The sequence below is a fragment of the Rosenbergiella nectarea genome, from assembly GCF_900111105.1.
GTDB classification, from domain to species: Bacteria; Pseudomonadota; Gammaproteobacteria; order Enterobacterales; family Enterobacteriaceae; genus Rosenbergiella; species Rosenbergiella nectarea.
Genome location: NZ_FOGC01000005.1, coordinates 150,280 through 164,844, shown reverse-complemented (window position 1 = coordinate 164,844; position 14,565 = coordinate 150,280). Strand labels below are relative to the sequence as shown.

Genomic DNA, 14,565 nt, shown 5'->3' with positions numbered 1-14,565 from the left:
AGTGTACACAGAGTTGGCGTAGAGTGAAAGTCAGCTTACTGCTGCTTAATAAAATTGAGCACCACATCGAGATCTCGCGTACGTGGGCAATCCGGCAGACTCTTCACAAAAATTTCACCGTAGGGGCGCGTGACCAAACGACTATCGCAGATCACCAACACCCCTCTATCCTGTTCATCGCGGATCAAGCGACCCACTCCCTGTTTCAAAGCGATGACGGCATCGGGCAGCTGTACCTGATAGAACGGGTCACTGCCTTTAAGCTGTGCATCTTCCATTCTCGCCTTTAATAAGGGATCTTCAGGCGAAGCAAAGGGTAACTTATCGATAATCACCATCGAGAGCGCCTCTCCCCGTACATCCACCCCTTCCCAAAAACTACTGGTCGCAATCAACAAGGCATTACCGGCGGCAAGAAATTGTTCGAGTAACTGGCCTTTACTGGTTTCGCCCTGCAGCAGTACCGGGCGTTTTATGGTTTCGCGGAAAAGAGCTGCCAGCTCACGCATCATTTGGTAAGAAGTACAAAGAAAGAAGCATCGCCCATCATTGGCTTCAATCAGCGGTGTTAAGCGCGATACTAATTGCTGGGCACTGCGTGATTGACGGGTTTCTGCCAAGTAACGAGGTACGCACAATAAAGTTTGTCGCGCGTAATCGAAGGGACTTTCCAACATAAGTTGTTTTGCTTGTTGCACGCCTAGCCGTTCCGCGAAGTGATTCATTTCACCGTTCACGGCAAGTGTCGCCGAAGTAAATACCCAACTGGTCTTACGAGCCTTAATAACCTCTTGGAAACGTTCGGCTACGCTCAAGGGTGTTAAGGCTAACGTAAAGTGGTAACGACTGCACTCATACCAGTAGCTAAAACCCGGCTCCTGCGTGTTATTTAACCGTTTTAGACGATTACGATACTGCCCAGCTCGGTCAAAAGCCGCATCAAGCAACGCACTACGCCCAAGGTTCAGTTTGCTGACGTCATAACATAGCTCTAATGCATCATCGAGTAGCCGCAACATACGCTGTTGCGACGGATCAGACATTAACGCACGAAGATTCCCCCTAAACCCCGGCTCTCCCAAAACGAGTCGAAAGTCTTGAGTGGCTTGCGCCAAACGATCTGCCGCCTTTTGTAGCTGAGTGACCTCACGCACTTCTGTACGGTATGCGATGGTGATATCGCGGGCCAAATCCTGCAATTGTCGGCTAGTAAGCTGCTGTCCGAAGTACTGACTGGCAATATCAGGTAACTGATGGGCTTCATCAAATACCATGACATCAGCCTCTGGGATCAGTTCGCCAAACCCACCTTCTTTGACCACCAGATCCGCTAAAAATAGATGGTGGTTTACCACAACGATATCAGCATCGAGCGCGCGCTTACGTGCCTTTACCACATAGCACTGCTCATATTGCGGGCAATCGCTACCTAAACAATTATCGTTAGTACTGGTGACTAAGGGCCATAATGGACTATCTTCGGGAACCGCCGCACATTGGCTGGTGTCACCTTCTTGCGTCATACTGGCCCATGCACGTACATTGACGAGTTCGGAAAGTTGCTGAACCGGCAGATCGCCCCCTGCGCTATTTTGAGCGTCCAGCCGCTCTAAACAGAGGTAGTTACTGCGCCCTTTAAGGATGGCGGTTTTTCCGCGAAACTTCAGCGCATTAACGATAGTCGGCAGATCGCGATGATAAAGTTGATCCTGAAGCGCCCGTGACCCCGTTGAAATAATGGCCTTTTTACCCGAACGTAAGGCTGGCACCAAATACGCATAGGTTTTCCCTGTACCGGTACCGGCTTCGACTAATAACGTCGAGGTATCGTTAACGGCCTCACTGATCGCCTTAGCCATAATTTGCTGCGCACGGCGAGCACGAAAACCGGGGATAGCCTGCGCTAAATTACCCTCTTGTGAAAAATCGTCGGTCAAACTAGCTCCTTCGACGAGGTTGTCCTGATGGGATTGAGGATTAGAGATGACATTTTTTCTCGCTTATGTCAGGCTGACCCCAAAAAAGGAGACTCTCATGACTATTCAACGCCTAGATCCTGAACATCGTATGTCCGAAGCCGTGATCTATAACCAAACTGTATATTACACCAGTGTACCGGAAAATCTTGACGCTGATGCGTTTGCTCAAACTGAAAATGCATTAGCGGTTATCGACCGAATCTTGGCGCGCGTTGGCAGTGATAAATCAAAAGTCCTCGACGCGACAATTTTTCTCACTGACCATGCTGATTTTGCAGTGATGAACCAAGCGTGGGATGCGTGGGTCTCGCCCGGCAATGCCCCAGTACGTTGTACTGTATTGGCTGGACTGGTGGATCCCCGTTATAAAGTTGAAATAAAAATTATCGCAGCCCTATAGCGTAAGCCTTATTCATCATCATCTTCTTCAAAGCGAGCAAGTTGTGGCTCGCCTTGATAATTTTCACGAATTTCTTGTGCAACTTGAGAAATCGCTTGACCACTCGATAAGCCTTCAGACATTAATTGCTGAATTCGCTCGACCGCTTGTTGCTGTTGTTGATGCGATAATGCCGGTAATCCGTTGAACATTAAGAACCTCTTGAGTCATGACGCTTAAATCACCTGAATGTATCTCGCTATCTTATCATCAAGCCGCCGCGGAGACATGGTTTTCCAACCTCGCGCAGTTACCTTGGGCCATGCTACTCAGCTCAGCCCAATCGCCTCACGCCGGTGCTCAGTTTGATATCCTCACCGCCGATCCTTTAGTCACGCTCTCTACGTGGGGGCAAGAGACACTCATTGAAGAAGACGGAAACGCGCGCAGTTCTCTGGCAGATCCTTTGTCCCTGGTTGAGCAAGCGTTAACTCGCTTACCTGAGGTCCCTCGTCAAAGCCTGCCTTTCTGCGGCGGTGCCCTTGGTCTGTGGGGCTACGATCTCGGCCGGCGCTTTGAAACCCTGCCTTCGCAAGCCCATTCCGACCTGAATTGCCCTGATATGGCTGTGGGTATTTATGATTGGGCGCTAATCGCCGATCACCATGCGCAAAGCTTAACCTTGGTGAGCCTTACTGACGCACAACAACGGCTCGCTTGGCTCACTGCACAAGTGCCCAGCCCGACCGTGCCTTTTACATTGACCAGTGACTGGCAAAGCAATATGGATGCGTCACTTTACCGGCAGAAATTTGAACAGGTTCAAGCCTATATCCTGGCGGGAGATTGCTATCAGGTAAATTTAGCGCAACGCTTTAGGGCTTGCTATCAAGGCTGCGAATGGCAGGCTTATCAGGCGCTCAGCAAAGCTAACCGTGCACCTTTCAGTGCTTTCGTCCGTTTACCCAAATCGACCCTTATTTCTCTATCGCCCGAGCGGTTTATCAACGTTGTGGGCAGCCGGATTGAGACTAAACCGATTAAAGGGACTGTTCCTCGTGACCCCGATCCTCAGCGCGATCGCGCCCAACAACAGTGGTTGGCTCAATCAACCAAGAATCGTGCCGAGAATCTTATGATTGTCGATCTATTACGCAACGATATAGGACGTATTGCGTTACCGGGAAGCGTTGAGGTTCCTTCACTCTTCGCAATTGAATTTTTTCCCGCCGTGCATCACTTAGTCAGTACGGTAACGGGGATCCTGCCCGACACCGTCCCTGCCACAGAATTATTACGAGCCTGCTTTCCCGGCGGATCCATTACCGGAGCACCCAAGATTAGGGCAATGGCGATCATAGACGAACTCGAGCCTCATCGGCGTAATGCATGGTGTGGTAGCATTGGCTATATCAGCCGCTGCGGAAACATGGACACCAGTATTACGATCCGGACCTTAGTGGCAGAAAACCAACAGCTCTACTGTTCAGCAGGAGGGGGGATTGTGGCTGACAGTCATTGGCAGGAGGAATATCAGGAAACCTTCCACAAGGTCAGCAAAATACTGCCCCTTCTCTCAGCGTTGGGTAATGAAAATGAATGATCGATTGTCTCGCTTCTTAAGCCAATACTTACTGACCCCGCTGGTAAATGAATATGTTAATATTACTTCACATTCAGCGGCAGTATTAGTGCCTATCATTAACCATCCACACACTCCAACCTTGCTGTTTACTCAACGCAGTCACCAACTGCGTCATCATCCAGGACAAGTCGCTTTTCCTGGGGGGAAACGTGACCAGACTGATAGTTCTTTGTATGAGACCGCGCTGCGTGAAACGTACGAGGAGGTGGGTATTCCTCCACAATTTATCCAAAAAATTGGTGAGTTACCGACGGTTAATAGCCGTAGCGGACACAGCGTGAAGCCTTTCCTCGCCCTAGTACAGCCAGGTTTTCCCCTCAATCCTAATAGCGATGAAGTGGCCGAAGTCTTTGAAGTCCCCCTTGAGTACCTCGTTGAAACAAATAACTATGCCTCCTTGCCGGTCGGTCAGCCCCACGCACAACGGCAGGTGCATTTTCTTCCTTACGGGTCACACCTAATCTGGGGAATGACGGCAACGATTCTTCTTCATCTTCCTTCTTAGCTTGCCCCTTTACTGCTTCGCCTAAAAAAAGATAAATATTAATGATATTTTTGCGAGTGCGAGGCGTTTCACTCTCTTTTTACTCTGGCAATGGTATAATTATTGCTGTTTAGCCCTGATTGCAGGGTATTTAGCTTTCGTCGACGCAAGGTAACGCCACGTGATTAGTGTTTTTGATATGTTTAAAATCGGTATTGGCCCGTCTAGCTCTCATACAGTCGGTCCAATGAAAGCCGGAAAGCTTTTTGTCGACATGTTAAGTGCCCAACAGCTATTAACCGATATAACACGGGTGACCGTTGATATTTACGGTTCTCTCTCTTTAACGGGACGAGGTCACCATACCGATATCGCGATTATTATGGGATTAGCGGGCGAATCGCCGGACACGGTCAATATCGACACTATTCCGACCTTTCTCGCCGATGCGCGCGCTCGCCGACGGTTACTTTTGGCACTCGGTGAGCATGAGATAGTGTTCGATGAACAGACAGATCTGTTATTTCATTCAACAGCGCTCTCGTTACATGAAAATGGCCTAACTTTCACGGCTTGGCAAGAAGATAAGGCGTTGGTTTCTCAGACCTTCTATTCAATCGGAGGTGGCTTTATCGTGGAAGAGTCACAGTTTGGCCAGCCAGTATTGAACACGGTCACTGTCCCCTATCCTTTCCATTCCGCCTTAGAGATGTTAGATGCTTGTCATCAAACCGGCCTTTCTTTATCCGGTTTAGTCATGAAAAACGAGTTAGCGTTACATACGCATCAAGAAATTAGCGACTATTTTTCGTCTATCTGGGGCGCGATGCAAGCCTGTATAGATCGAGGCTTGAATACGGAAGGCGTATTACCCGGACCATTAAGAGTGCCGCGCAGAGCCGCGCCACTTCGTCGCCTATTGGTTGCTAACCATCGCCATAATAACGACCCGATGAATGTCATTGACTGGGTCAATATGTTCGCCTTGGCCGTCAATGAAGAGAATGCAGCGGGTGGACGCGTGGTGACTGCGCCCACTAATGGCGCGTGTGGTATCGTCCCAGCTGTGCTGGCTTATTACGATCAATTTGTTGAGCCTGTGACGCCAGATATTGCCCGGCATTACTTCTTAGCTTCTGGTGCCATCGGGATCCTCTATAAAATGAATGCCTCGATTTCCGGTGCGGAGGTCGGTTGTCAGGGTGAAGTTGGCGTGGCTTGTTCAATGGCGGCGGCAGGACTAGCCGAACTATTAGGCGCAAGCCCAGAGCAGGTCTGTGTGGCCGCTGAAATTGGTATGGAACATAATTTGGGCTTAACCTGTGACCCGGTCGCAGGGCAAGTTCAGGTACCCTGTATCGAGCGCAATGCCATTGCGGCGGTTAAAGCGATTAATGCCGCCAGGATGGCGCTGCGTCGTACCAGCCAGGCTCGGGTCTCGCTGGATAAAGTGATTGAGACGATGTATGAAACAGGCAAAGATATGAATGCTAAATACCGAGAAACCTCTCGGGGTGGATTAGCGATAAAAGTACAATGTGACTAGAAATAAGAGGCCGAACCCATCGGCCTCTTTGTCATCACCCTTTTAGAAAGTCTCTTCGCTCTCAGTCTCAGAGTCCCGCTTGCTGACTCTCACTAGCTCAACGCGGTAGTCTTTTACCTTCAATATCGTGAAGTCCAGCTCACCGATGCTGATCACCTCACCCTCTACCGGTAATTGCCCAGCTTGGCCAATTAATAATCCGGCAAGCGAGGCATGTGAATGCGACGCGTCAACGAGATCATAAACGTTGAGATGTTGTTCTAAGGAGTGGAGGTCGGTACCGCCCTTCACCAACCAATCATTACCTTCGGCAACGATGTCTGGGGTTTCATCTTCGTCCGGAAACTCTCCTGCAATGGCTTCGAGAACGTCGAGTGGCGTGATCAAGCCTTGAACGACTCCGAATTCATTGGTCACCATCACGATACTGCCTTTAGCGCGACGTAGCACCGCTAACAGGTTGATTGGGTCCAACGTTTCTGGAACGATCATCGCTGGCGTGCGTGAGGCGAAGGTCGCAACATCGAGCTCATGGTCAAGCGCAATCAATAGCTCTTTCGCTCGAACGACACCGACAATTTCATCTAGCTCACCGCGCGCCACAGGGAAAAGACTATGGGGCGTGTCTAATAACTGTACGCGAATATCATCGACCGAAGCCTCGGCATCCACCCATGAAATCTGATTACGCGGTGTCATGAGACTACGAATAGAACGGGATGCCAGGGTAAGCACCCCATTGATCATAAAGCGCTCTTCATCTTTAAACGTACGTGAGGCATGCGCATTCTCTTCCGTCGCTTGTCCTGCCACTTCCTGGCTAGCCGTACGATAGCGGCTTCCCATTAATCGTAAAATGGCATCCGCAGTCCGCTCACGCATAGGACGCCTTGCTTCGGATTTAAGAAAATTGCGGCGTGCAACTTGATTGAAAAATTCGATAATAATCGAGAAGCCAATGGCTGCGTACAGATAGCCTTTAGGAATATGGAAACCAAATCCTTCTGCCACTAAGCTTAAGCCAATCATCAATAAAAAGCTAAGGCAGAGTACCACCACTGTTGGATGGGCATTAACGAATCGTGTCAGGGGTTTTGAGGCGATTAACATCAAGATCATCGCAATAATGACCGCTGTCATCATTACCCATAGATGACTCACCATCCCCACCGCTGTCACCACGGCATCTAAGGAGAAGACCGCATCAAGGATCACTATTTGGATAACTACCGTCCAGAACCCTGCATAACCTTTGCTTTCTTGCTCTACTTCACCGGAACTTTCTAACCGTTCATGCAGTTCTGTGGTGGCTTTAAAGAGTAAGAATATCCCTCCCACTAGCATGATTAAATCCCGCGCAGAGAACGCAAATTGCGCGATGTGGAAGAGTGGTTTAGTTAATGTAACTAACCAAGACATCACTGAGAGCAGCAGTAAGCGCATGATCAAGGCTAAGCTCAGCCCGATGATACGCGCCTTGTCACGCTGTGCAGGCGGCAACTTGTCCGATAAAATTGCCACAAAGACTAAGTTATCAATGCCTAAGACAATCTCTAATACGATTAAGGCTAGCAAACCAACCAGTATCGATGGATCCAGCAAAAATTCCATTAGGCGTTCCTCTCGCTTGTCGTAACCAGAAGAGTATTAGGCTCTTGATAAGATAAAATGTGAATGCAGAGTGATGACTGCGGTGTGGGAAATAGAAAAAGACCTCGGTGACGATCCATAATGTGGGATTAACCCTATACTCCTAGTTGTAGTAATAAACTGTACTTTATCAGGTGCAATCTATTCGTCAAAATGTTTGCTTACATTTACATATTAACGAATTTCATTACTCATCAGTTCTCCGCCACACCGTAATTTTAAAATCTGTTTCACACGAAAAACTCTCGCATTGAGCCAGTGTTTGCCAAACCTCCTCGCGAGTTCGCCAAGCAAAAGGGGTCATCTGCAGTAATTGTGTTGCGCTGGAAGCCGAAAGCGTTAAAGGGTAGTGCAACCTTTTCTCGAGTAAATATTCAAACCCTTCAAGGGCCTCTTCTTTCTCTTCGTGCAGTTGTACGTCTTGGTAGATTAATGATTTAAATTGGTATAGATGGCGTGCTGCAGGGGTAACCGTAACTAAAATACCGCCAGGACATAAGGCCCTTCTTAGTTCATCACCTTTGCTCGGCGCATAAATCCGGATGATCGCAGACAGCGATGCAGAAGCAAACGGGAGCCGGTAGCCGGAGGCTACACTAAACTGAATCTGTGGGTAACGCTTAGCGGCTGATTTTATCGCAAATTTCGAGACATCAACACCATACACCTCGCGATCACTCTTCATCCATGCAGAAGTGTAATAACCTTCACCACAGCCGAGGTCAACGATGGTGGGTGGCGAGGAGACAGGTAAGTATTCATCCAACACATCAGCAACATGGTCACGCAATGGTTGATAGTGCCCTTCATCTAGAAATTGCCGGCGCGCTTGTATCATTTCGGGGCTATCGCCTGGATCTTTGGATCCTTTATGTTGGACTGGCAATAAGTTGACATATCCCTCTTTTGCCCGGTCAAACCGATGACTATTCTCACAAACATAACCCTGTAACTCTGCGGTTAAGGGGGAGTGGCATAATGGACAAATATACAAAATTGGCTCCAAGCGTAATCTGAGCCGCGCAGTTTACCGGTTTCAAGCAATAAACCAAAGAAAAATCCCCGCAAGTGCGGGGATTAATGATTGCTTCGGTAAACCGAGAATTAGATAGCAGTGACGTTTACTGCTGCTGGACCTTTTTGTCCATCTTGAATTTCAAACTCAACGTTTTGGCCTTCAGCCAGAGTTTTGAAACCATTACCTTGGATTGCAGAGAAGTGTACGAATACGTCTTTGCTACCGTCTGCAGGAGTGATGAAACCAAAACCTTTAGATTCGTTAAACCACTTAACCTGACCTTTAATCTTTGCCATTTTACCAATTCCTTTAAAATAATAGTTGCCCAGAGGCAGTTAACACAGAAAATCGAGAAATAGTGTATGAAGTGGTGTTCTTAAATGGCAACAGACAAGACCAAATAACCTTAACTGACTCGTAACTGGTTTACCAAAAACTTTACAACATCGGGCTGTTCTCGTTTATCCTAATAATTGTTATCACATATAACTTTATTAATGGCAAGGGCTTTTTTCCTAAAATTTAATGATAAGCATTTTAAATATTTATCGTTAATTTTACGATTCATCAGTGATGATAAAAAGTGCACAGTCCTTCGCTTCTATCGACTCAGCAAACGCTTGCTTAATACCTAGCGTTCGGCTCTAAACGTTAAATGTGAAGGCTCTTCAGTCGGTTGCTCGTTAACGCTTTCGACTCTAGGTTCAACAACCTCAGGTTCGCAGCTTAATTCAACTAACTGCTGTAAAATTTTGGTTTGTTTACGCTGTTCACGCAGTGAAGCTTCCAATAATAAGATCTGATCATTAGCTCTTACTGCTCTGCGCATTGAAATAAATACCACTACACAGAAAAATACCACAGCAATACCGAATAATGCAGGTAACATATAGCTCCCGCCGCCAGCGACCAATTCATTCATTTTTCGACCTAATACCAATACTCATTAAGATTGTCTTCATTCTACTCGCTCTGCTCTGCTTGGTCATCAGGATTATTGGGACTGATTCTTTCGGTTATCTCTTATCGATTATTAGCACGCACAAGGGCATGCTACTTCCCTAGCTCAATATTACCTACAGGAAATCGACAAAAATGTTAACGCGACTGTTAATCGTTGTAATCGGGAGTTGGGCGATAATGATGGTGTCGGATTATGGGATTTTGACTTACCGGGAAGCAGATAAGACGGGATTTAATCTACGCTGTGAATACTTAACCGGCAGAGGATTAATCAATGCGGACTATCTTTACGCTTCGGAGACAGCGCCTGAACGCTGCCCCCTGCTAAGAAAAACGAATGATAGTAGGGAAATATGAGACCTGATTATTTGATATATTGGCCTTGGCGCAGCGCCTCAATACGTTTATCGAGCGGTGGATGCGACATAAAGAGATCGCTCAAGCTTTTTTGCTTACCGTTAATACAAAACGCTGCCATTGTGCCAGGCTCCTGAGGCTCGTAACTGGTTTTTAATCGTTCCAGTGCCGCAATCATCTTTTCACGCCCCACCAACTTGGCTGACCCCGCATCGGCATGAAATTCACGATGACGTGAAAACCACATAGTAATGATGCTAGCGAGGATACCGAACACGAGTTCTAAGACGGTGGCCACAGCAAAATAGACCAGAGGATTACCGTTACTCCCCTCCTCTTCGCGATCTGAACTTAAAAAGCCGGAGGCGACCTGCGCAATGATCCGAGAGATAAAGATAACAAAGGTGTTTACCACCCCTTGAATAAGGGTCATGGTCACCATGTCACCATTGGCAACGTGGCTGATCTCGTGGGCGATTACGGCCTCAGCTTCATCGCGGTTCATATTTTGTAGGAGCCCCGTTGACACGGCCACCAAGGAGGCATTTTTTCTTGCTCCCGTCGCAAAAGCATTGATATCGGGTGCATGATAAATAGCAACCTGCGGCGTTGTAATCCCAACTTGTTGAGATTGTTGAGTCACCACCTGCATTAACCATCTTTCGGTTTCATTACGTGGCTGCTCAATCACTTCGCCGCCCACCGAACGTAATGCCATCCATTTAGACATCAATAACGAAATAAAAGAGCCGCCAAAGCCAAATAAAGCCGCCATAATCAGTAAGCCTGGAATACTGGCCGAGCGAATGCCGGTTAAGCTTAGAATGATACCGAACACCGCCATAACGGCGAGGTTAGTACAGAGGAACAACACGATACGCATCATAGACGTTTATATTTCCTTGAAAACAGAACCTGAACTTATTTGGCACTATCCTAGGCTGTTGCCAAGAGTTTTCAAGAGGTGAGGAGTTATATCCCACTGAAAAGACATAACTTTACATTTTGTCATACACTTCTCACAGTTTGTCTGATTTAACTGACATGTAAAGTCATAAGTATAAAAAAACCCGCCGGGGCGGGTTTATCTTAATAGCATGAATTACTTCTTCGTAGCCGTTGATGCAGGCGGATTTTTACTTTCCACACTGGCGAGATCGTTAGCGATCGCCACACTCTCATCAAGATAAGGATCTGGCTCCTTATAGTCTTTTGGTAGAGCATCTAACGAAGCAAGAGGTTTTTTTCCTTCCGCTTGAAAACGTGCGTTAATACGTTCTAAGCGAAGTTTGTCCTCTTCATTGTTCTCTTTTTGACGTTCCGCCAGGTTGAGCGACACAATATCCATTTTATCTTTCATCGCATCAAAGCGTTGAATATCTTTAATGATATATTGGAACTCACGATCGTTGGCAATACGCGTTTCATGCTCTTGACGTAGCTTGGCCAAATAGGGCTGTAAGTCAGCCATTGGTGAATAATTGGCCGCTTTTATGCTATCCCAAGGCAGTGCGTTATCTTCGTATTTCTCGCCAGTTTTGATAGCCTCTACGCCCGTCGGCATCAAGATATCCGGCGTGACACCTTTACGCTGTGTACTACCACCGTTGATGCGATAAAATTTCTGGATGGTATATTGTACTGATCCTAATGCAGGCCAGTCTGGACGGAGCATTTGATCGTAAATACGATTTAAAGAACGGTATTGTTGAACCGTCCCTTTACCAAAAGTAGGCTCACCGACAATCAAGGCTCTGCCATAATCTTGCATTGCAGCCGAGAAAATTTCAGAGGCAGAAGCACTGAATCTATCCACTAGCACGACTAATGGGCCATTGTAATAAACCACCCCATCATCATCGCTGTCCTGATGAATATTACCGGTGTTATCGCGAACTTGTACCACGGGACCTGACGGGATAAAGAGACCTGAGAGCGATACCGCTTCAGTTAATGCTCCACCACCGTTAGTCCGCAAGTCAATGACAATACTATCGACATGCTGTTTTTGGAGTTTTTGTAACTGTACTTTGACATCATCAGTCAGGCCGACGTAGAAACCAGGAATATCCAGTACGCCAACTTTATTTTTACCGACTTGATGAACAGAACCCTGCACGGCACGATCCTCTAAACGGATCCGCGCTCGAGTCAGTGTGATGATGCGTGTTTTACTGCCCTTAGCCGCAGGCTGGATCTCTAAACGAACTTTACTTCCCTTAGGCCCTTTAATTTTTTCAACCACATCATCAAGACGCCAACCGACGACATCTTCGATGGGTTGCCCCACTTGCCCGACACCGATGATTTTATCACCGATGCTCAATGCCTTACTGCGCGCCGCAGGGCCGCCTGCAACCATCGAGTTAATCATCGCGTAATCGTCATCCATCTGTAATACCGCCCCGATCCCTTCTAAGGATAAGCTCATTTCGGTATTAAATTGTTCAGTATTACGGGGTGAAAGATAATTTGTATGGGGATCGATCTCATGCGCAAACGCATTCATGACCGTTTGAAACACATCTTCGCTGGTGGTTTGTGATACGCGACGTAACGCTGCATTATAGCGTCGTGTTAACGTATCACGGACCTCTTGTTCATTTTTCCCAGCGAGCTTCAACGTAAGCTCGTCATAGGTAACTTTAGCGTCCCACAATTTATTGAGCTCGTCTGTCGACGTTGGCCACGGTGCTTTGCTCCGGTCCAAATTAATAGAATCATGAGAGGTGAAATTCATCGGTTTAGCTAATGCGCTCAGCGCATACTGTAAACGTTCGAAGCGGCGACGCTGGGACACGTTAAATAACTGATAAAACGTGTCGAGATTCCCAGACTCCAGTTCTTGGCCGACTTGCGACTTTTTGCCAGCAAATTGAGCAATATCGCTACTCAGTAAAATATTATGGCTGTAGTCAATCATATTCAGATAACGGTCAAATATTTTACTTGAGAACGCGGTATCTAAAGTGATTTGCCGATAATGCGACTGAGTAAAGCGTGCCGTGACACGCTGACTTACCGTAACTTGTTGCGGTTGCTCTTGTAATTGTGGGATCTGATCTTGACGAGTAATAGGATCAGCAGCAAACGCTTGCCCCATAAACAGAGTGGCGACAAGTAAACTTACTTTAAAACTGGTGTTCATGCCTGGGTCACTCTCCGTTTCAGAACTGCAAATGTTCTGGGCGTACAATCATTGCCAGTCCTGACGCTAATTGAACTCGAACTCCCTCTTTAGAGATTTCAAGCACAGTAGCGTCGACGGCACTCATACCTGCTTTAACGCGAATGGGTTGACCGACTTTCAGCACTGAAATATCAGTCACTGGTTTGCCCTCAGCAGGGGGTGATTGACGCGAGTCTTTCTTAGGCTTGCGAGGTTTATTTTCCGTCGCGGACGTATTCTGTGCAACAGGTTTACGGGCTGTTGGTTTACGTGGGCGGCGTTCCGCCTTACCTGCGTCATCAGCTTTAGCTTCACTACGTTGTTTCGCACGGTGCGCCGCAACACGAGCTTTGGCTTCTTCAAGCTGCTGACGAGCGTGTTCAACATGTTGCTCTTCGAGCGTTCCACATGCATTACCGTCAAGATCAACACGGGTCGCACCAGCTTTAATCCCGTAGAGATAACGCCAGCTCGAAGTGTAGACACGCAGCGCTGAACGAAGCTGAGTTTTACTCAGGTTCATCTCAGCAGGAATACGCTCGACTAAATCCTGAAAAATACCGATTTTTAACGGCTTAGCTTCACCTTCTGCAATAAAACAGCTTGGAAATTGCTGCGAAAGGTATGCAATGACTTCTTTACTACTACTCAACTTAGGTTGATTTTCCATGAAATTTCCTGATTACAACGGTTTTGCCGACCAACGCAGGCATGAACAAGCGACATTATAATGACTACAGCGCTAATTGCTATGCCTCATCGAAATTACCTTTTAATTGTTGTAAAAAAAGAGAAATTTCAGTGGCTGAAAGTAAGGTCTCAAGAGTATTCACTACAGATTCAAGACCCGCTTCATCTTCATGATCAAAATGCGAAAAATGTGGGCTATCGATATCCAATACACCGATAATTTTCCCTTCACAGCGCAGCGGTAAGACTATTTCACTGTTACTGGCTGAATCGCAAGCGATATGACCACTAAATTGATGAACATCGGCTACCCGTTGAACGTCCCCCGTTGCGACTGCCGTGCCACATACCCCTTTTCCAACCGGGATACGAACGCAGGCCAATTTACCTTGAAAGGGTCCGAGCACTAACGTGTCTCTCTCACTGAGCAGGTAAAACCCCACCCAATTTAGCCCCGCCATTCTTTCGAAAAGTAACGCACTACAATTCGCGAGAATCGGCAAAAATGCTCGCTCACCGCTGTTGAGGGCGCTGAGGTCTCGGGACATATCTTGATAAAATTCTGGCTTACTCATTTTCCAACCATAAAGTGACAGTGAATAATCGCGAATAGACCTTGAATGAGTGAAAGAAATAGACATCGCATGACGCTCAACTATGCTTATATTCTTATTCAGGGAACTTC

At 47.2% G+C, this 14,565-nt stretch carries 15 protein-coding genes; 5 read left to right on the top strand and 10 right to left on the bottom strand.

What is annotated here, in order from left to right:
- Positions 1-35: 35 nt before the first annotated feature.
- Positions 36-1,937, bottom strand: a complete 1,902-nt coding sequence (locus BMX14_RS07985; RefSeq protein ID WP_092675231.1) for an ATP-dependent DNA helicase — start codon at positions 1,935-1,937, stop codon at positions 36-38.
- 97 nt (positions 1,938-2,034) lie between these two features.
- Here BMX14_RS07985 and BMX14_RS07980 point away from each other — a divergent pair, with 97 nt between their 5' ends.
- Positions 2,035-2,379: a RidA family protein gene (locus tag BMX14_RS07980; protein WP_092675228.1), complete on the top strand. Its 345-nt coding sequence runs from the start codon at positions 2,035-2,037 to the stop codon at positions 2,377-2,379.
- Between the two features lie 8 nt (positions 2,380-2,387).
- Here the strand turns inward: BMX14_RS07980 and BMX14_RS07975 are convergent, their stop codons facing one another.
- Entirely contained in the window at positions 2,388-2,570 is a 183-nt protein-coding gene (locus tag BMX14_RS07975) for a YoaH family protein (RefSeq protein ID WP_048913128.1), read from the bottom strand.
- A gap of 17 nt (positions 2,571-2,587) precedes the next feature.
- On the opposite strand from BMX14_RS07975, the gene pabB reads away from it, so the two are divergent.
- From pabB to BMX14_RS07960, 3 genes are all read left to right on the top strand, one after another.
- Positions 2,588-3,961 (top strand): aminodeoxychorismate synthase component 1, encoded by a 1,374-nt coding sequence (pabB, locus tag BMX14_RS07970; RefSeq protein ID WP_092675225.1) that lies wholly within the window; start codon positions 2,588-2,590, stop codon positions 3,959-3,961.
- Positions 3,954-4,508, top strand: a complete 555-nt coding sequence (locus BMX14_RS07965) for a CoA pyrophosphatase (RefSeq protein WP_230527384.1) — start codon at positions 3,954-3,956, stop codon at positions 4,506-4,508. The genes pabB and BMX14_RS07965 overlap by 8 nt, the downstream gene beginning before the upstream one ends.
- 160 nt (positions 4,509-4,668) lie before the next feature.
- Positions 4,669-6,033: an L-serine ammonia-lyase gene (locus BMX14_RS07960; RefSeq protein ID WP_092675219.1), complete on the top strand. Its 1,365-nt coding sequence runs from the start codon at positions 4,669-4,671 to the stop codon at positions 6,031-6,033.
- A 42-nt stretch (positions 6,034-6,075) separates the two neighbouring features.
- On the opposite strand, the gene BMX14_RS07955 is transcribed toward BMX14_RS07960, so the two are convergent.
- The 4 genes from BMX14_RS07955 to BMX14_RS07940 form a co-directional block, all read right to left on the bottom strand.
- The gene (locus BMX14_RS07955) at positions 6,076-7,644 is read right to left on the bottom strand and encodes a TerC family protein (protein WP_092675216.1); all 1,569 of its coding nucleotides are present in this window, start codon (positions 7,642-7,644) and stop codon (positions 6,076-6,078) included.
- A gap of 226 nt (positions 7,645-7,870) precedes the next feature.
- Positions 7,871-8,680, bottom strand: a complete 810-nt coding sequence (gene rlmA / locus BMX14_RS07950) for a 23S rRNA (guanine(745)-N(1))-methyltransferase (RefSeq protein ID WP_092675405.1) — start codon at positions 8,678-8,680, stop codon at positions 7,871-7,873.
- Positions 8,681-8,787: 107 nt separating this feature from the next.
- A complete protein-coding gene (gene cspE, locus BMX14_RS07945) occupies positions 8,788-8,997 on the bottom strand; it encodes a transcription antiterminator/RNA stability regulator CspE (RefSeq protein WP_001062678.1) in 210 nt (69 codons plus the stop codon).
- Positions 8,998-9,332: 335 nt separating this feature from the next.
- Positions 9,333-9,623: a YebO family protein gene (locus BMX14_RS07940; protein WP_092675214.1), complete on the bottom strand. Its 291-nt coding sequence runs from the start codon at positions 9,621-9,623 to the stop codon at positions 9,333-9,335.
- 173 nt (positions 9,624-9,796) lie between these two features.
- On the opposite strand from BMX14_RS07940, the gene BMX14_RS17155 reads away from it, so the two are divergent.
- On the top strand, positions 9,797-10,021 hold the full coding sequence (locus BMX14_RS17155) for a YobH family protein (protein ID WP_092675212.1): 225 nt from the start codon (positions 9,797-9,799) through the stop codon (positions 10,019-10,021).
- 7 nt (positions 10,022-10,028) lie between these two features.
- Here the strand turns inward: BMX14_RS17155 and htpX are convergent, their stop codons facing one another.
- The 4 genes from htpX to BMX14_RS07915 form a co-directional block, all read right to left on the bottom strand.
- Positions 10,029-10,907 (bottom strand): protease HtpX, encoded by an 879-nt coding sequence (gene htpX / locus BMX14_RS07930; RefSeq protein ID WP_092675209.1) that lies wholly within the window; start codon positions 10,905-10,907, stop codon positions 10,029-10,031.
- Positions 10,908-11,123: 216 nt separating this feature from the next.
- Complete coding sequence (gene prc / locus BMX14_RS07925; protein WP_092675206.1) at positions 11,124-13,169, bottom strand: carboxy terminal-processing peptidase; 2,046 nt, start codon at positions 13,167-13,169, stop codon at positions 11,124-11,126.
- A gap of 19 nt (positions 13,170-13,188) precedes the next feature.
- A complete protein-coding gene (proQ, locus tag BMX14_RS07920; RefSeq protein WP_092675204.1) occupies positions 13,189-13,860 on the bottom strand; it encodes an RNA chaperone ProQ in 672 nt (223 codons plus the stop codon).
- Positions 13,861-13,939: 79 nt separating this feature from the next.
- On the bottom strand, positions 13,940-14,455 hold the full coding sequence (locus tag BMX14_RS07915) for a GAF domain-containing protein (RefSeq protein ID WP_092675201.1): 516 nt from the start codon (positions 14,453-14,455) through the stop codon (positions 13,940-13,942).
- Positions 14,456-14,565: the final 110 nt, after the last annotated feature.

Coding starts and splice junctions, on each gene's coding strand:
- BMX14_RS07980 (WP_092675228.1), top strand. CDS start 2,035: ATGACTATTCAACGCCTAGATCCTGAACATCGTATGTCCGAAGCCGTG.
- BMX14_RS07975 (WP_048913128.1), bottom strand. CDS start 2,570: ATGTTCAACGGATTACCGGCATTATCGCATCAACAACAGCAACAAGCG.
- pabB (WP_092675225.1), top strand. CDS start 2,588: ATGACGCTTAAATCACCTGAATGTATCTCGCTATCTTATCATCAAGCC.
- BMX14_RS07965 (WP_230527384.1), top strand. CDS start 3,954: ATGAATGATCGATTGTCTCGCTTCTTAAGCCAATACTTACTGACCCCG.
- BMX14_RS07955 (WP_092675216.1), bottom strand. CDS start 7,644: ATGGAATTTTTGCTGGATCCATCGATACTGGTTGGTTTGCTAGCCTTA.
- cspE (WP_001062678.1), bottom strand. CDS start 8,997: ATGGCAAAGATTAAAGGTCAGGTTAAGTGGTTTAACGAATCTAAAGGT.
- BMX14_RS07940 (WP_092675214.1), bottom strand. CDS start 9,623: ATGAATGAATTGGTCGCTGGCGGCGGGAGCTATATGTTACCTGCATTA.
- BMX14_RS17155 (WP_092675212.1), top strand. CDS start 9,797: ATGTTAACGCGACTGTTAATCGTTGTAATCGGGAGTTGGGCGATAATG.
- htpX (WP_092675209.1), bottom strand. CDS start 10,907: ATGATGCGTATCGTGTTGTTCCTCTGTACTAACCTCGCCGTTATGGCG.
- prc (WP_092675206.1), bottom strand. CDS start 13,169: ATGAACACCAGTTTTAAAGTAAGTTTACTTGTCGCCACTCTGTTTATG.
- proQ (WP_092675204.1), bottom strand. CDS start 13,860: ATGGAAAATCAACCTAAGTTGAGTAGTAGTAAAGAAGTCATTGCATAC.
- BMX14_RS07915 (WP_092675201.1), bottom strand. CDS start 14,455: ATGAGTAAGCCAGAATTTTATCAAGATATGTCCCGAGACCTCAGCGCC.